The organism is Lentilitoribacter sp. Alg239-R112 (assembly GCF_900537175.1).
In the GTDB taxonomy this organism is placed as follows: domain Bacteria; phylum Pseudomonadota; class Alphaproteobacteria; order Rhizobiales; family Rhizobiaceae; genus Lentilitoribacter.
This window is the reverse complement of the sequence record NZ_LS999835.1, coordinates 51840-68809: the sequence shown is the minus strand read 5'-3', so window position 1 is coordinate 68809 and position 16970 is coordinate 51840. Positions and strand designations below refer to the sequence as shown.

General features: G+C 47.7%; 12 protein-coding genes, 1 tRNA gene and 4 pseudogenes. 8 read left to right on the top strand and 9 right to left on the bottom strand.

Features of this window, described 5'->3' with window-relative positions:
* Positions 1–45: 45 nt before the first annotated feature.
* Positions 46–1623: an ABC transporter substrate-binding protein gene (locus tag G3W54_RS17185; protein WP_162654540.1), complete on the bottom strand. Its 1578-nt coding sequence runs from the start codon at positions 1621–1623 to the stop codon at positions 46–48.
* Positions 1624–1736: 113 nt separating this feature from the next.
* Positions 1737–2678 (bottom strand): LysR family transcriptional regulator, encoded by a 942-nt coding sequence (locus tag G3W54_RS17180; RefSeq protein ID WP_162654539.1) that lies wholly within the window; start codon positions 2676–2678, stop codon positions 1737–1739.
* A gap of 119 nt (positions 2679–2797) precedes the next feature.
* Here G3W54_RS17180 and G3W54_RS17175 point away from each other — a divergent pair, with 119 nt between their 5' ends.
* Positions 2798–4435 carry an amidohydrolase gene (locus tag G3W54_RS17175; RefSeq protein ID WP_162654538.1) on the top strand — a complete coding sequence of 546 codons (1638 nt, stop codon included), beginning with the start codon at positions 2798–2800 and terminating at the stop codon, positions 4433–4435.
* On the top strand, positions 4432–5277 hold the full coding sequence (locus G3W54_RS17170) for a GTP-binding protein (protein WP_162654537.1): 846 nt from the start codon (positions 4432–4434) through the stop codon (positions 5275–5277). The genes G3W54_RS17175 and G3W54_RS17170 overlap by 4 nt, the downstream gene beginning before the upstream one ends.
* Before the next feature lie 263 nt (positions 5278–5540).
* On the opposite strand, the pseudogene G3W54_RS17165 reads toward G3W54_RS17170, so the two are convergent.
* Positions 5541–5756, bottom strand: a pseudogene (locus G3W54_RS17165) (DDE-type integrase/transposase/recombinase); the annotation flags it as partial.
* 429 nt (positions 5757–6185) lie between these two features.
* On the opposite strand from G3W54_RS17165, the pseudogene G3W54_RS17160 reads away from it, so the two are divergent.
* The 3 pseudogenes from G3W54_RS17160 to G3W54_RS17150 all read left to right on the top strand — a co-directional run.
* Positions 6186–6485: pseudogene (locus tag G3W54_RS17160) on the top strand (DDE-type integrase/transposase/recombinase); the annotation flags it as partial.
* 66 nt (positions 6486–6551) lie between these two features.
* A pseudogene (locus tag G3W54_RS17155) lies at positions 6552–7472 on the top strand (IS3 family transposase).
* 59 nt (positions 7473–7531) lie between these two features.
* Positions 7532–7672, top strand: a pseudogene (locus G3W54_RS17150) (IS6 family transposase); the annotation flags it as partial.
* A gap of 140 nt (positions 7673–7812) precedes the next feature.
* On the opposite strand, the gene G3W54_RS17145 reads toward G3W54_RS17150, so the two are convergent.
* From G3W54_RS17145 to G3W54_RS17120, 6 genes are all read right to left on the bottom strand, one after another.
* Positions 7813–9366: a Fic family protein gene (locus G3W54_RS17145; protein ID WP_162654535.1), complete on the bottom strand. Its 1554-nt coding sequence runs from the start codon at positions 9364–9366 to the stop codon at positions 7813–7815.
* Between the two features lie 342 nt (positions 9367–9708).
* Entirely contained in the window at positions 9709–9999 is a 291-nt protein-coding gene (locus G3W54_RS19210; RefSeq protein ID WP_197742895.1) for a DUF6538 domain-containing protein, read from the bottom strand.
* A 151-nt stretch (positions 10000–10150) separates the two neighbouring features.
* A tRNA-Arg gene (locus tag G3W54_RS17135) sits at positions 10151–10227 on the bottom strand.
* Positions 10228–10353: 126 nt separating this feature from the next.
* Positions 10354–11805: a HAMP domain-containing sensor histidine kinase gene (locus G3W54_RS17130; RefSeq protein ID WP_244627977.1), complete on the bottom strand. Its 1452-nt coding sequence runs from the start codon at positions 11803–11805 to the stop codon at positions 10354–10356.
* 41 nt (positions 11806–11846) lie between these two features.
* Positions 11847–13274, bottom strand: coding sequence for an FAD-dependent oxidoreductase (locus tag G3W54_RS17125; RefSeq protein ID WP_162654534.1), 1428 nt, complete (start codon positions 13272–13274; stop codon positions 11847–11849).
* 59 nt (positions 13275–13333) lie between these two features.
* The gene (locus tag G3W54_RS17120; protein ID WP_244627976.1) at positions 13334–14107 is read right to left on the bottom strand and encodes a TVP38/TMEM64 family protein; all 774 of its coding nucleotides are present in this window, start codon (positions 14105–14107) and stop codon (positions 13334–13336) included.
* A 412-nt stretch (positions 14108–14519) separates the two neighbouring features.
* Between G3W54_RS17120 and rpmH the strand changes: the two genes are divergently transcribed.
* Genes rpmH through yidC form a run of 3 tightly spaced genes read left to right on the top strand, consistent with a single transcriptional unit; the run spans position 14520 to position 16959 of the window.
* Positions 14520–14657 carry a 50S ribosomal protein L34 gene (gene rpmH, locus G3W54_RS17115; protein WP_162654533.1) on the top strand — a complete coding sequence of 46 codons (138 nt, stop codon included), beginning with the start codon at positions 14520–14522 and terminating at the stop codon, positions 14655–14657.
* Positions 14658–14700: 43 nt separating this feature from the next.
* Entirely contained in the window at positions 14701–15087 is a 387-nt protein-coding gene (rnpA, locus tag G3W54_RS17110; RefSeq protein WP_162654532.1) for a ribonuclease P protein component, read from the top strand.
* Between the two features lie 30 nt (positions 15088–15117).
* Complete coding sequence (gene yidC, locus G3W54_RS17105) at positions 15118–16959, top strand: membrane protein insertase YidC (protein WP_162654531.1); 1842 nt, start codon at positions 15118–15120, stop codon at positions 16957–16959.
* Positions 16960–16970: the final 11 nt, after the last annotated feature.

Sequence of the window (16970 nt, the reverse complement as noted above, 5' to 3'; positions counted from 1 at the left end):
CTGCCGCCGACAACTAGGCCGACGGCATTGGTGTTATGGTTCGGATCAGTCTTTCAAATAGACCTGGTCGTAGGGGGTCGACGAGGCCCAGATACCCATCGGCGGATTGCCGACTTTGGTGGAGAACACCGAGTGGTAGGGCAATGTGTTTGACCAATAGACAGGCAGATCTTCGGACAGGATTGACTGGAACTCTTTGTAAAGGTTGGCCCGCGCCTCCGGGTCGATCTCCTGGCCGGCAGCTTCCATCAGCTCATCGATGCGAGGGTTGGAATACTGTTGGGTATTCGACCAAATCACGCCCGGCTTGATGTTGGCGCTGGAATAGGTGCGATGCACACCGATGACCGGATCGCCCCAATTGAACACATTGTCCCAGGTCATATCAAAGTTGTGGTTCGAAATCGTCTTGGACCATGTTGGGAAATCCACAAATGAGTTCACGGTGACATCGATGCCAACTTTGGAAAGTGCCGACTTGGTATATTCTGCATGCGCCTTGACTGATTGGTTCACATAGTCAAGCGTCAGCGAAAAACGTGTGCCGTCAGACCCTTTTGGGAAACCCGCCTCGTCCAAAAGCGCATTTGCTTTGTCTAGATCCACGTCATAGCCATTTGCCGTTTCGTCATAGAACGGCGAACCCGGGTGAATTCCAGTCTTAGCCTCTTCGGAGAACCCAAGCATCAGAGCCTTGATAATGAACTCTTTATCCAACGCATAGGCAATCGCCTGGCGGACCAATTTGTTACTCGTGGGCCCGTCCGACCCAGTGTTAAACGCCAACCAGGTGAGGGCGCCAATCGCCGAATAACCTTCGTTGGTTACAACCAGTTTGTCATTCTCGCTCATACGTTTGATGTTGCGTACTGCGCTTTCAAACGTGGACAGGTGCAGCTCGCCGTTTTCCAAACCGATGGTTCGGGCCGAAGCATCCTTGATGATGCGGTAGACAATCTGGTCCAGATAGGGGCGCCCATCCATGAAAAAGTCGTCAAACCGCTCAACAATAACGTGCTGATCGGGCACAAACGCGGTCAATTTAAACGGGCCAGACCCGACCACATCGGCGTTGTTGCGTGGGTGTGACTTGGCGTCCTGCCCGTCACCATAGATATGCTTGGGGATAATCGGCATCAACTGCGACGACATTGCCAGCAACAGCGCCGGATGCCGCTGCGACAGGCGGAGGATGGCGGTGTGTTCATCCGGTGTATCGACTGTTTCCACGACGCCGAACATTGTTTTAAAGGGGTGGTTTGCCTTGATGGTCGCAACCGAAAAGGCCACATCTTCCGAAGTGATCGGCGCGCCGTCGTGGAACACCGCATTTTCAACTAGCTTGAGCGTCATCGACAGCCCGTCATCTGACCATTCCCAGCTTTTGGCCAAATAAGGCTGTGGGGTCCAGTCTTCATCATAGCGAAGCGGAGCAGCAAACAGCTGCGCGCCGACGGCGCCCGTGATAATGCCAGATTGGACCGCGGGGTTCAGGTTGCGCGGTGTGTTGCGTAGCGTCGTGACAAGCGTGCCACCAGTCACCGGCTCATCGGCAATGCTCGCGGTGGAGGTCACCGCAAGTAGTGCAGCCATAATTACGAATTTCTTTAAGTGAGAACTCATAGGTTCATCTCCTTCCTGTTGACGAGATTTCAAGTCGTTATTCTCGATTATCCCTTGAGCCTAACAGCCACCCGTTCATGTGAATAATGTTCGTTTTACGGCTTATTGCTCGGTTATTCCAATGAATGATTGTACCGAAGCGACAGGGCCTCAAACGCACCCTCTGCTCTTAGCTTGAGGCAGTGATCAGCAAATCTGCGCACAACGCGGGGCTGACGCATCGCTGAAGGTCGAATAAGACCAAATTCACGATCGCGCAGACGGTCAATTATGGGTACCGCCCTGAATCCGCCATCGGCATGTGACAGGTTTCCGGCCCGTGCGTTAAGAATTGAAAAGCCAATCCCCGAGGCAACAAGTGTGCGGACCATCTCTGCCGAGCGCGTGTGATGCGCCACGATGACTTTAAGCCCTGCATCCTTGAGCAGGTTAACATAATAAGTCTTTGTCCGTTCAAGTTCCAGGTTCACCATCGGTCGGGTGCTTAGGTCTTTTAGGCTTACCCCCCGTTTCTGCGACAGCGGATCCCTGGAGGGCAGTAGGGCGTAATGCGGCAATGAAACCAATGAGTTAAACTGATGTGCTTCTGTTGTCACCTCTTCGTAACTAAAGGCGATATCGGCCAGCCCACTGTCGATGTGATCAATAACCGCGTCCATTGACCCCTCAACCAATTTAAAGGTAACGCCGGGGTATTCCTGCTGAAAACTCTCGATGGCGGCGGGGAGAAATCCGCTTGTCGCGCTGGCAAAACAAGCCAGTCTGACAGTTCCGACCAGGTTGCCACCTATGGCCAAAAGCTCAGTTTGAAACTCGTCAAACTCGCGAAGTATCTTCGAGATGAGTTTTAAACAATCCCACCCGGCTGGCGAGGGGTTGATCCCCTTAGATGGCACCCTCGAAAATAGGTCAAATCCCAGGCTCGCCTCCAGGGCTCCAATAGCACTGGCAATCGAACTTTCCGAGATATTCTGATCTTCTGCCGCGGCAGAAATTGAGCGTGTACGGCCCGCCGCTTCAACATATCGCAGCTGCTTGAGCGTCAGTGGTAGCATCGATTATTCCTCTTTTTTTTGGAGTTTAACCCATAGATTATAGTATTTTTATGGGTTTTGATCAACCGCTATGCTTAGGCAGTACAAACGCAAATGCATTGCTCAGGACATAGGCGCCAATGATCACAATATATAATGCCGCGAAGATACTGACCATGAATCCACAGCGCCCCGAAGCGACCCATGTCGCTGTGCGCGATGGTCGAATCCTAGGTGTTGGCAACCTGGCAGAGGTCTCGGGTTGGGGGGATTTTAAGCTTGATGAGCGTTTTGCGGAAAAGGTCTTGATGCCTGGACTTGTCGAAGCACATTGCCATCTGATGGAAGGCACCCTTTGGTCCCATACCTATCTTGGGTATTTTGACCGAATGGATCCTAGCGGCACGGTCCAGGCTGGTTGCAAAACCATTCAGACGGGCTTGGACAAGCTGGCGCTCGCCGAGCTGCCCCTTACATCCGCAAACGAACCTTTGACGGCCTGGGGGCTTGACCCGATCTATTTCGGCAACGAGCGCATCAGCCGTCATCAGTTGGACGCAATCTCGTCAACCCGACCGATCGGGATCTTACACGCCTCGGGTCATAGCATGAATGTCAACACTAAAGCACTGGAATTGGCCGGGCTCTTGCGTGAAGGGCTGGAGCATGGCGGCATACCCCTAGGAGACGACGGATTGCCCACCGGCGAGTTGAGAAGCCCTGAAATCATGGGGCTCGCCTCATCGCATGTCGGTCTTGCTCGCGAAATACTCGCCTGTGACGAGCCAGGCATGTGGCGGTTCGCACAACTCTGCATTCGGGCGGGCGTAACCACTGCCACCGATCTTGCCGCCCTACTTCCCGACGAGACAGTGGACATAATGCAGCGGGTCACTGATGATCCGGCTTTCCCAGCGCGTATCGTGCCCTACCGGTTCCACCTTGGCGTCAACCCGGAGCGTTTGATCGAACATGTCCAATCCCTCGCCAAACGCACCACCGATAAGCTGCGTCTCGGCGGAATCAAGGTAACCGTCGACGGCTCGATCCAAGGCTTTACAGCCCGTATTCGCGCACCCGGTTACTTCAATGGGGCCCCAAACGGATTGTGGTACATCTCGATCGAACACCTAGAATACATCCTCGAAACTGCTCTGGCTAAGAACATTCATGTGCACCTGCACACCAATGGCGACCAAGCAACCGAGCTCGTGCTCGACACGATGGAAAAGGTGCTGCGCCGCGTGCCCTCTTCGGATCACCGCTTTACCCTGCAGCACTGTCAGCTTGCCGACACCGCGCAATTCAGACGGATGAAAAAGCTGGGTCTATGTGTGAACCACTTTGCTAATCACCACTACTATTGGGGGGACACGCATTACGCGCAAACCGTCGGCCCCGAGCGGGCCGAACGCATGAACGCCTGCGCCACAGCTTTGCGCGAGGGTGTGCCAATGGCCATCCATTCCGACGCGCCGATCACCCCCTTGGGGCCGCTATTCACCGCTTGGTGCGCCACGCAACGACTGACGTCATCGGGCCGGGTCTTGGGCGAGACAGAAAAAATCACACTGGGGCAAGCGCTTCATGCGGTCACAGTGGGCGCGGCTTATACGCTGAAGCTGGACGTTGAAATCGGCTCAATCGAGGTGGGCAAACGCGCGGATTTTGCCGTTCTGGACGATGATCCATTCGCCGTGGGTGCTGAGAGACTAAACGACCTGAGCATCTGGGGAACAGTTCTGGGAGGGCGGGTTTTTCCGGCCAATCCTCAATGACCCTGCCGCTGACCATCCTTGGCGGGTATCTGGGCGCCGGAAAGACAACGCTGATCAACCATTTGCTACGCAATGCCAACGGGCAGCGGTTGGGGATTCTGGTCAATGAGTTCGGCGATCTGCCGATTGACGCCGATCTGATTGAGGCCGAAGATGACGATATTGTCTCGCTTTCCGGGGGGTGTGCATGCTGTTCATTTGGTGACGATCTCCTGGGAGCGATCCGCCGACTGAGCGAGCTTGAAACACCTTTGGACCACCTGCTACTTGAGGCCTCCGGCGTCGCATTGCCAGGTGCGATTGCCGCAAATATCAATTTAATCAGTGAAGTCAATGTGCAGAGTGTCGTTGTGCTTGTGGATGTCGAAACCCTACCTGAGCTACTGGCGAACGAGTATCTTTCTGATACGGTCATCCTACAGCTGGTGGCCGCCGATATTGTTGTTCTAAACAAAACCGATCTAGTTACATCCGGTGATGTTGATGCCGCAAAAGGATTGATCCGGGCCCATGCCCCTGACGCGTCTGTTTTCCGATGCGCCGAGGCGCGTGTCGCCCCAGCACTTATTATGGCTGACTGCCACTTCAGGGATTACGTGCATGGTGGGGATCACCACTCTCACCTCACCGCGCAGAACCTTGACATGCGAACTGCTGTCAATCCGCAGGAATTCGCGCGCAAACTGGCCCAAGACAACACTGTTTTGCGTGCCAAGGGACATATCTTGTCTGATCAAGACCATAGGAATTGGACGCTTCAGCTCGTCGGAAAAAGGTTCCATCTATCCCTCTCCAAACGGCCCTCAACTCCTGGCGTTGTTGTCATACGTCTTCAGCCATAGGTGGCGCATTCGGCACGGGATATAACCGATGCAAATTGGCAAGTATGCGCGCCACAACCGTCATAGCCGCACCCACAGCGAAGTCACCGTTTGTCCGATACCTATGGATTCAACACCTGACCCATTATGCGTCCTGCAGGAATGACCGGATCTACTGCTACGCGGCAACACGGAAGTTTTGCGCCGTTACAGCAATCTGTGTGCTACCAGGGCTCTGTCGCAAACTTTGTTGCAGGTTAAGTTAGCCCTATCTGTAGACGCAATTATTCTGCGAATGCAGCAAATTGTTGGAATGCTGATTGGTTGGTATTCCCGAACTGATGTTTCCGGATCATGTGTGCAACTTCGATACCCTGCAATGTTGCTGAAGCCGAGCGGAACGATTTGAAGCCCATCATGGTGCGTGTCAGTTTCTTGATGAAACGATGGTCCTGTTCCATAATGTTGTTCAGATATTTCACTTGCATTATCTTGATCAACTTACTTCTGTTCGTGAATTTCAACATTACATTGGTCCATAGCAATCTCGCCAAATTGGCACCGCTTTGTCGATAACCACTTTGTTTGGCACGCCGTTAGTCATGATGACCTGTTTGAAAAGGTAGTGTCGCAAAGTTTGTTGCGAGTTAAATCAGTCCTATTTGTGGACACGATTATGCAGCGAGTGATGCGAATTGCTGAAATGCGGATTGACCATTGGTTCCAAATTGACACTTTCTGATCATGTGAGCGACCTGGTTCTGTCGCAAAGTTTGATTGGTGTAGAATGATTTTCTACCGTGCTGAACGCAGACAATGATTTCAGAAGTTTCGATGGAATTTGAACGGGTTTACTATCTTTTTGTCGGTTGAAAAGTGCAAATCTTGGAATAGTTTTCTACATTTTACATCAATAAAAAACTTTGCGACAGTACCAGTGGGTCTATTATTATCGTGCTGTCGATAAGCATGGCAAAACCCTAGACTTCATGTTGGCAGAGCAATGCGATGCCAAAACAGCTCGACGTTTTTTCAAACAGGCCATTGATACAAACGATGTGCCGGACAAAGTGGTTATCGACAAAAGTGGAGCCAATTTGGCCGGGTTATTATGGACCAACGTAATGTTGAAATTCACGAAAGAAAATAAGTTGATCAAGATATTACAGGTGAAATATCTCAACAATATAATGGAACAAGACCATAGGTTTATCAAAAAATTAACACGCCTGACCTGCCCCCTATAAACTCCTCCAGATTTGAGTAGAATTTGTCCCAATAATTGGAGGCAAAGAGTGAAGCGTAGATTTAGCGACGAGCAAATCATTTCAATGATCAAAGAGCAGGAGAATGGCATTCCAACATCAGAGGTCTGTCGTAAATATGGGATTAGCTCTGCTAGTTTTTATAAATACAAGTCGAAGTACGGCGGCATGGACGTTTCAGATGCTAAAAAGCTCAAAGCATTGGAAGATGAGAATAACAAGCTCAAAAAGTTGTTGGCCGAACAGATGTTGGATAATGCAATGCTTCGTGATGTGAATTCAAAAAAGTGGTAACGCCCGCAGCCAAGCGAGATGCTGTTGCTCATCTTCAATCACAACATGGAGTGAGTGAGCGGCGGGCGTGTGATGTTCTGCAAGTTGATCGATCAAGTGTGCGATACAAAAGCACTCGGCCTGATGATGTGGATTTGCGTGAAGCTATGAAGAATATGGCTGCTGTGCGCCGCCGTTTTGGTTACAGGCGCATTCATGTAATGCTGCGGAGGCAGGGTTGGCAGGTCAATCATAAGAAAATTATGAGGTTATACCGCGAGGAGAAGCTGCATGTACGTAAACGTGGCGGTCGGAAGCGAGCATTAGGCACGAGAAAGCCTATGCTTTTACCGAGCCGTGTGAACGAACGCTGGAGTTTGGATTTTGTGCAAGATGGCCGCAAGTTTCGTATTCTTGCTGTCATAGATGATTTTAGTCGTGAATGCTTGGCTCTGGTCGCAGACACATCATTATCCGGTATGCGAACCGCACGAGAGTTAATTAAATTGATCCAACAACGTGGCAAACCAAACACTATTCTCAACATTATCAGAAGCCAAAGTTAAAATCACAGAATGGAAGGATGACTATAACCAAAACAGACCTCACTCATCATTGGGTAATATTATGCCCAACGAATTTGCCATGAAAATGGCATTGCAAAAACAGGCCGCATAAGGTCATAAATAAACCGATGAATTCTCCAAATCACTGGAGGGAAGTTCGGGGCAAGGTCACGCCCTATGATGAGTTTCAAATCGTTCCATTCGGCGTCGGCAACGTTACAAGGTATCGAAGTTGCACACATGATCCGTAAGCGTCAATTCGGAAAAACCACCCAATCCGCATTCCAACAATTTGCAGCGCTCGCAGGATAATTGTATCTGCAAATGGGATAAATTTATCCTGCTACAAACTTTGCGACACTACCGACAAAAGTGCATGAATCGATAGATATTTCACGGAAATGCTAATAAATGGCCTTGATAGAATTGAATTTTGAAAATCATTTAATAAATTATTCTACACTAACAAAACTTTGCGACAGTACCCATTGCGCCGCCCTTGTTTCATCTAAAAATGCTGCAAAAGGTCGAATATCGCCTTGCACGCTCGCCGACTCCAGCGCGCGCATATAGGCGTCTCGTTGTTCAATGCGGATCACAGTCCAAGGCTGTCCAGCGGCGGCCATCATGACATTCATCAAGAACCGCGCGATGCGCCCGTTCCCATCAAGAAAGGGATGGATGAAGACAAAAATGAAATGCCCGAGCACAATCCGGACGGCCGGGTTTGTCTCTTCCTTTAGGAGCTCAAAAAAGACCGGCATGCAATCGCGAACCGCCTCCACGCTCATCGGCACATGTTGAGACTGCCGGATGAAAACCGGTGACGATCGATAGCCTGCCAGCTGCGATGCCTTCAATATACCGGCCGTTACCGATGGCGCGAACAGATTGCGATACCAGTCGCTTAGATCCTGTTCGATGACTTCGCCGGTGTCTGCACCTTCTAGAACTGTCCGAACGCTTTCCTTGACCCGCTGAAACGCTTCCCAATATCCGCGCGCTGCAAGTGCATCTTTTAAGGCTCGATCTTCCTCATTGTCCTTTGGATCCCAGTTGCCAGAGCGGACCTTCTCGATCAGCTCACGCGACACGCGATAGCCCTCGATGGAAAGTGAATGATAGGCATCAGTCACATAGATATCGTCGATCTGTTTGAGATACGCGTCTATATTATTGGCAATAGGTTGAGCCTTTGGAAACAACTCGATCACATCACCGCGCATGGTCTCCCACTTCAACCGAATGCGATGCACATGAGGAGAAGTTATCCGGCCCGCATTGGCCACCACAATCGACTGCTCAAAAGGATTGCTCTCGCGAACATCATGGGAGGCGGCTTTCATGGCGGACAAAATCTCATTCGCGATTTTATCTGAGCCAATGCTGCGGAACGCTCCTGCCAAGCGGCCTGCGGCGCGCGTGTGACCACCATCCAGCAATTTGCCAAGCAGGCGCGATGCATCCGGCATGATCGCAAGGACTGTGCGTGCCTCTGTCGGATGATTGTGAAAGAAGGCTTCGGGGACGAGGATCAATGCATCCTCAGATGAGAACAGTCTCAACCCGTCGGTGATTTGCAACGCCTCGCCTGAGGCAATTGTTGCACGTGTTTCAAACAGTGACGTGTTGTGAGGCAGATCAGTTTTTGAATTACCTCCCTTGGTCGCTCGTACCAGTAATTGCGGCGGAACTGTCGTATCGCCAGCATGCAGAGCAAGTGATTGCTCGGGTGAAAGCGACCACTCTTCGCCAAACCGGTCCGACAAATATTGCGCACAAAAACCCCAAAATGATGTGTACCAAGCGGTGCTTTCGCCGGCGATCTCGTCAGGTCGTGACGGGATATACCATCCCCTCATGACTTCTTTTAGAAACCCCGATTTCATCAAGCGCTCACGATGTGTACGCGATAGCTCGCTTGAACGAATAGCAACGGCCCCCTTCGATTGAAGGGTTTCGAGTTCCTCTAACGAGGTCGCTAATTTTTCTGCTGTACTTGCCATTGGGTTTTCATTTCCGGTCAACACTTAGGTTTATGTGTTGTACAACGTTTAGGTTTAAGTGTCGAGCGAAATTTAGGTGTTAGTGTTGTACAACACATAGGTTATCAAGTTGTGCAACAGTTAGGTTTTAATGTTTCGACATATGACTCGAAACCAACTCGAAAGAAAGGCTGGCCAAAAAAGAAGGTACTGTCGCAAAGTTTTTTATTGATGTAAAAATGGAGAATATTATTCCAAAATTTGCACTTCGCATCCGTCAAAAGGATAGTAAATCGTTCAAATTCCATCAAAACGTCTAAAATCAGTCTCTTTATCATCGTCCGTATTCAGCAATATAGAAAATTATTCTACACCAATAAAACTTTGCGACACTACCGGCAGGTAAGGTAAACCACGTGCCTCAGAAATTTCAATTAGATTATGATAGCGTTCAGTATTTCCATATGTACCATTTAGCTTAGCGATCCATTGATTTTCCAGATCACTGAGAGCCTCAACGGCCCGTCTTTCGGCTTCGCGTTTGCTATCGGTCCTGAGAGAAATCCAGACTTGTTTGCGCGGTTCAATGGATGCAAAGCGATCAGGAACGCGCTTAACAAGATAATATCGTGATCCTTTCTTCGTCAGCTTCATTTCTAAACACGCTCCATTTGTTTAGAAAAATGTATAGAAGAAAGTTTAGAACTTAGGCTAGGAACAGAGTTCCGTGCCTTGTGAAAGGTTACCAATATATAGCAAAAACAACAAGTTAATGGTAGAGTAGCCAAAAAATAGGTAAAATTAGTGGCGCACCCGGGAAGATTCGAACTCCCGACCCCTTGATTCGTAGTCAAGTACTCTATCCAGCTGAGCTACGGGTGCGTATTCGACGATAGTAAACGTCTAAGCGCTTCTCCTAATGCCTGATTATCTTATTTGCAAGCTTCAATTTGAAAAAGAATGATTGTTTTTGGAAAATTGTTCCAAATACCTTCGTTTGACTTATTTTTATGCCTGCATTGGGATCACGATTTCAAAGCGCGTTCCAGTGCTACTTTTATCTGTAAGTGTTATCGTGCCACCGTGAGCTTCTATGAGTTCTTTGGCAATCGCTAGGCCTAGACCTGTGCCGCCTGCACGGGCTGAACCTCTGAATGGTTTGAAGAGATGTTCTTTGGCCTTTGCCGGCATGCCAGGTCCTGTATCATCAACAAAGATGCGTACAGCATGATCCTCTGAAACAGCACCAACACAAACTCGTTTCACGACCGCTGCTTCATCATCAGCCTTCAGGGCTTGTACGGCATTGCGTGATAGATTATGGATCACACGAAAAATTTGTTCATGATCGGCTTCTATCTCAAGGTTTGCTGGAACTTCGTTCACATATTCAATATCATCGTCTTGTATATCGCCAGCAAGCGCATCGCCAAGTTCATCGGCAATGACATGTAGCTGCACCAGACGTCGCTTTGGTTTAGGCTCTTGTGCTTGACCATAGCTCATCACATGGCTGGAGTAGCTGACAGCGCGATCAATTGAGTTCAATAGTTTGGGTGCGAAGCGCTTGACCATCGGGTCATCAACAAGGGCTAAACGGTCAGAGATGAGCTGAGCAGACGTTAGAATGTTGCGCATATCATGATTGATCTTTGATACAGCCAAACCAAGATCTGCCAAGCGTCTTTGTTGCCGCAACGTGCTATGTAATTGCGTTTGCATTGCAGATAGGTGTTGTTCGGCAAGCCACAATTCATCATCTCCATTGTCGGGTTTAATAATACGAGTTGCATCTTCTGGCTGTTCAGAAAACTGTTGCATACTCTGCGTCAGGCGCCGAATAGGTTGGATCATCAATCTGTTAAGGCTGAAAAACAGCAAGCCAGCTGTTATTGCTGCAATGACCAGCGAGATAAACAGAACATTTCGACTATAAATTAACATGGAATTGCGAAGCTGGGTGTCATTTAATACCAACTCTATCTGCATATCACGATTATCAGCGACTTGGTCCGTCACACGGATAACTCGGTCACCACCAAAGATAAGCGTATCAAAAGCATCAACGATCGCCTGAACAGGACTCGTTTCGCTTAAATTGTAATGGTTCGAAATTTCCGGTGGCATATCGACGGAAGCGACAATACGAGATGCTCCATCTTTGCGTAGAACAATACGCTTCGTACCAGTGGCCATAAGAGCCTCGGTCTGAATTTTTTCCGGTAAAGGCATATATTCTTGGCCATCAACAACAACACTGGCCGCTGCGGCTGTATCCAATACACCATTAAGCCAGCGCAATCGGGTATTTGCTACGGATGGAACAAAAGCCAAAACTTCAGCAATCATCACAAAGATGATTGTCAGGATAATCAATTTAGTTTGGAGCCCACGAATAGGTTTCGTCATAAATTCGTTCGCAGGCTCAATTTTATTAAGTTCTAAATTTTCATGTGACATTTGAAATATCTACGCCAAAAGTTAGAGAATTACACCCATTATCAACCGAATTTCCGCAAAAATCCAATGAGCCATCTAACGAGAGGCTTACTGGTGATTGGTCCATAATGCGAAACAACAGCGCGTTTGCCAATTTCCGACATTGTTGGATATGGCGGGATATAGCCGCGTACGTGGCTAAGCTTCATTTTATTGGTAACAGCAAGCGCCCACATGTTGATCATCTCGCCTGCACCTGCACCAGCAATAGAGATACCAATTAAACGGCCTTTTTTATCAGCGATAATTTTAATCAGGCCCTCTGTTTTTCGTTCGGCACGTGCTCTATCATTCTCCGCATATTCCCAGCGAAGCACAGTAATGTTATCGCCATGTTTTTCACGAGCTTGTGCTTCGGTAAGGCCAACATTTGAAAGTTCCGGTTCCGTAAATGTTGCCCACGGAATGATGTTGCGATTTTCCTTTGCAGGAATGCGAAACAGAATTTCTTGAATAACAAGTCCAGCATGATAGCCAGCGACATGGGTAAACTGAAAACCGCCTGCCACATCACCAATCGCATATACGCGTTTATTGGATGTACGCATGTTTTTTGCGACCTCAATTCCGCTGCGATCAAATTTAATACCGGCTTCGTCCAAACCAAGACCATGCACGTTCGCGGCGCGACCGGTTGCTACGAGAAGGTGTGAACCTTTGATTTCACTCTCTCCATTGGTAGTTTCAACTTTTACCGAAATCCCAGACTTAATCTTCTTAAGACCAACAACTTTGGTTCCCTCAAAAATCTCGACACCTTCTTCACGAATACGTTTTAGAACAACCTCAGCCATTTCAGGGTCATCTTTACCAAGAGCTTTAAAACCTTCTATAACTGTGACTTTGGAACCCAAACGATGGTGTGCTTGCGCCATTTCCATGCCAATCGGGCCGCCGCCAATGACAATGAGATGCTCAGGACGAACTGTTTGTTCAAAAAGGCTCTCATTTGTCAGGTAATCTACATCTTGGATGCCAGGAATTGGTGGTACGAAAGCTGATGAGCCTGTTGAGATAACAAAACGCCGCGCTTTGATTTTAGTGTCACCCACTTGAACTGTATCGGCATCGATGAAGATACCTTCACCCTCGATTACATTCACGCCCAATGAGCGGAAGCGTTCAGGTGAATCGTGTGGTGCAATGCCAGCTATCACGTCTTTGATATGCGCATTCACTTTTTCAAAGTCGACTTTCGGATCGTCAGCAAAGACACCAAATTTCTTGCCATCTATAATGGATCGGGCATGTTTACCTGCTGCGATGATGGCTTTGGATGGAACGCACCCGTAGTTTAGGCAATCACCGCCCATTTTCCCTTTTTCAAGAAGGACGACATCGACACCAAAGGCCGCTGCGGTTGCTGCGACAGTGAGTCCGCCTGAACCTCCACCTATGACGCAGATGTCCGGATTAAGAATTTTAGACATGAATATTCCCCCTATTAGAATATTTAATTTTATCTTGGCACCAGTTTCGGCGTTAGATCTTATTTATTGCGAAATCTACGAATGACAGAAGGTATTGTGGCGACGATGGCAAGCGCTGCAAAAGCTATGGTAATTTCCGGTGTTACCAGATCGGAAACTGAGGCTTCTCTGCCTGATTGGGAAGCTGATAGAAGCACACTATCAACACCTTGACCAAGATATGTATATGCAAATGTTCCAGGCAAAATACCCAATATCGTCGCCGCGACATATGTTTTGGTTGGAATTTTGAACAACGCCGGAACAATATTCATTACAAAGAATGGGAACACAGGAGCGAGGCGCAGGATCAGTAAGTAGCTGAAAGCATCCTTTTGAAAGCCTTCTGAAAGCTTAGCAGCAAATGGGCCAGCACGATCACGCAAGAAATCGCCAAAAGCGGTCTGTGATGCCTTAAATAAGATTGTTGCTCCTATTGTTGCCGCAACAGCTGTTAATACGCCGCCAAGGAACCACCCGAATAGAAAGCCGCCGAATATAGTCAGGATTGAAGCCGCAGGAAATGAAAATGCCACAGCTGCTATATATAAAAGGAAGTAGATCGCTGATGCTAGAATGAGATTTTCATTTACAAAACCGATCAATGTTTCTCGTTGCTCTGCAAGCGCAGCTAAGGTGAGATATTCGTGTAACCCAGCAGCATAACCAGCACCAAGACCAGCAATTATAACCAAAAGCGGTAGAAAGCGTTTAAGTGTTGAGGTGTTTTTCTTTTCAGAATTTTCACTCTTTATATGCTGATCTGCATTTTCCATTACTGAATTGATTTCCATTTCATATCTCCGTGCCATTTCTATGCTCGAGGCATAATCCCGAGTAGTTGATCAAGGAGATACATGTTGCCGCGTTCACTTACCAATGACGTTTAATCGCGTTTGACAAACTATATGTGAGCAATATTGACGATCAACTCACGCTTTGGTGAGGTGTATTAATATAGGTAAAACAGACAATTTAATATTTTATCAAATCCACGGTAGAACATGGGTAAATTTAGCCTATAAGATTGATTAGCATCTAATCGAGCTTTAAAGCGGCACTTTTGTTGACATTATAGGGATTTGATGGCTATAAGCCGCACGTCGAGGTTTAGGCGATAAAAATCGTCAGGTCTTAGACATTCACAACGCTCCTGTATAAAATTACAGAACTTAAGAAGGGCCGCACACCGCGGTAATTAAATAAATGACTAAGCGTACTTACCAACCATCTAAGCTTGTCCGCAAGCGTCGTCACGGGTTTCGTTCCCGTTTAGCAACAAAAGGCGGACGTAAAGTCCTAGCAGCTCGCCGTTCGCACGGTCGTAAGCGTTTATCAGCTTAAGATTTGATATCCTGCTATTAAGGCCTCTTTAATAGGGCTAGACATGGATCAAGAATTTCTCGCAAAAGATATTGGTCGACTAAAAAAACGAGTTGAGTTCCTTGCTGTGCGCAATGGAGTAAAACGACGTGGCAAATATTTTCTATTAGAAGTTTTAAAAAAAGATAACAACGCGGACACCCCCCGCGTTGGATTTACCGTTACAAAACGTCAGGGAAATGCTGTAAAACGCAACAGAATTCGCAGACGTTTGAAAGAAGCAGTTCGGCTTTGCGCATACAAATATATGCAGGCTGGGCACGATTATGTGCTTGTGGGGCATAAAGACCTATTGGATGCACCCTTCAATGACATTATCTATGCTCTAGAACAGCGCTTCAATAATAAGTCGACCTCTGGTCAACGCCGAAAACACGGCAAAGCAAACTAAAGTGCACAGATTGCGAGTTAGGGATTTATAATGGAAAACAATCGAAATTATTTTATCGCCATTGGCCTTTCGATTTTAATCCTAATTGGATGGCAGGTTATTTATGTCAATCCGAAGCTTGAAGAGGAGCGGCAAATAGCACTTGCTCAACAAGAGCAAGAAGCTGCGACGGCGGAGCTAAATGGCACAGCAACTGCCACCGATCCAAGTTTGCCACAAGCAACCGCGGGTGCTGCCACTGAGTTGCCGGGTGACCAATCCGTTCCGGCATCCGAAAAAATATCCCGCCAGGATGCGCTTTCAACAAATAAACGCATTATTATTGAGACACCGTCACTTTCCGGCTCGCTTAATCTCAAGGGTGCCCGTTTTGATGATCTGATATTGAAAAATTATAGAGAAGAGCTTGATAAGAACAGCCCGAACGTCGTTCTATTTTCGCCGGCGGAGTCCCAAAACGGATATTTTAGTGAAGTCGGATATATTGCGCCAAAGAATTCAGGTGTTGTGCCAAACTCAGAAACTGAGTGGACGGTTAAGTCTGGCAAAGATCTAACGCCTACTACACCGATCGTATTGAGTTATGATAACGGCGCAGGCCTTATTTTTGATCGCACGATCAGCGTCGATGATAAGTATCTTTTCACAGTTGAAGACACGATTACAAACGCCTCCGGCGCTCAAGTCTCCATTTCTCCTTATGGCCGTGTGAAGCGTCTTTATAAACCGCAAACCACTGGTATCTATATTTTGCACGAAGGTTTGCTTGGTTTCCTAGGTGAAGAAGGCCTGCAAGAAATTGATTATGGTGATGTTGAAGATGACGGCATTATCAGCCCTGCCAAGACGGCAACAGGTTGGCTTGGTATAACCGATAAATATTGGGCTGCTGCGCTTGTTCCAGAACAAGGTCGCGCGTTCCAGCCACGTTTTGGTTATTTTGCCAACGGCACGCCAAGCTATCAGACGGATTATCTTTCTGATGCAATTGTGATTGCGTCTGATAATTCAGCAAGTGTTAAAACACATATCTTTGCTGGTGCCAAAACAGTTCCAGAAATCAATAAGTATCAGGACGAGCAAAACATTGACCAATTTGATCTAATGATCGATTGGGGTTGGTTCTACTTTATTACAAAACCAATGTTCCATGCATTGCACTTCTTCTTCGAACTATTTGGCAATTTTGGTATTTCGATTTTGGTAACAACTGTCGTGGTGAAAGCGATCTTCTTCCCATTGGCTAACAAGTCTTACAAATCTATGGCGAATATGAAGAAAGTTCAGCCACAGATGGAAGAGTTGAAGAAGAAGCATGGCGACGATCGTCAAGCACTTCAGCAAGCAATGATGCAGCTTTATAAGACCGAGAAAGTTAATCCGGTTGCAGGATGTTGGCCTGTTCTACTGCAAATTCCTGTGTTCTTTGCGCTCTATAAAGTTCTTTATGTTTCCATTGAAATGCGTCATGCGCCATTCTTTGGTTGGATTCAGGATTTGTCAGCCCCGGACCCAACAACAGTTTTCAATCTATTTGGTCTGCTGCCATTTGATCCAACAGCTATTCCGGTTATAGGTTTTATTCTCGCGATCGGTGTGTGGCCACTTATCATGGGTATCACAATGTTCTTGCAAATGCGTATGAACCCAACACCGCCGGATCCTACGCAAGCGATGATTTTCACATGGATGCCGATTGTCTTTACATTCATGCTGGCAACATTCCCTGCAGGTCTTGTAATTTACTGGGCATGGAACAACTCTCTCTCGATTATCCAACAAGGCGTTATCATGAAACGTCAAGGTGTTAAGATCGAGCTTTGGGATAATCTAAAAAGCTTATTCAGCCGCAAAAAGGATCCAGCTGCCTAAGTAGGCAGTTG

Coding starts and splice junctions, on each gene's coding strand:
- G3W54_RS17185 (WP_162654540.1), bottom strand. CDS start 1,623: ATGAGTTCTCACTTAAAGAAATTCGTAATTATGGCTGCACTACTTGCG.
- G3W54_RS17180 (WP_162654539.1), bottom strand. CDS start 2,678: ATGCTACCACTGACGCTCAAGCAGCTGCGATATGTTGAAGCGGCGGGC.
- G3W54_RS17175 (WP_162654538.1), top strand. CDS start 2,798: ATGATCACAATATATAATGCCGCGAAGATACTGACCATGAATCCACAG.
- G3W54_RS17170 (WP_162654537.1), top strand. CDS start 4,432: ATGACCCTGCCGCTGACCATCCTTGGCGGGTATCTGGGCGCCGGAAAG.
- G3W54_RS17145 (WP_162654535.1), bottom strand. CDS start 9,366: ATGGCAAGTACAGCAGAAAAATTAGCGACCTCGTTAGAGGAACTCGAA.
- G3W54_RS19210 (WP_197742895.1), bottom strand. CDS start 9,999: ATGAAGCTGACGAAGAAAGGATCACGATATTATCTTGTTAAGCGCGTT.
- G3W54_RS17130 (WP_244627977.1), bottom strand. CDS start 11,805: ATGTCACATGAAAATTTAGAACTTAATAAAATTGAGCCTGCGAACGAA.
- G3W54_RS17125 (WP_162654534.1), bottom strand. CDS start 13,274: ATGTCTAAAATTCTTAATCCGGACATCTGCGTCATAGGTGGAGGTTCA.
- G3W54_RS17120 (WP_244627976.1), bottom strand. CDS start 14,107: ATGGAAATCAATTCAGTAATGGAAAATGCAGATCAGCATATAAAGAGT.
- rpmH (WP_162654533.1), top strand. CDS start 14,520: ATGACTAAGCGTACTTACCAACCATCTAAGCTTGTCCGCAAGCGTCGT.
- rnpA (WP_162654532.1), top strand. CDS start 14,701: ATGGATCAAGAATTTCTCGCAAAAGATATTGGTCGACTAAAAAAACGA.
- yidC (WP_162654531.1), top strand. CDS start 15,118: ATGGAAAACAATCGAAATTATTTTATCGCCATTGGCCTTTCGATTTTA.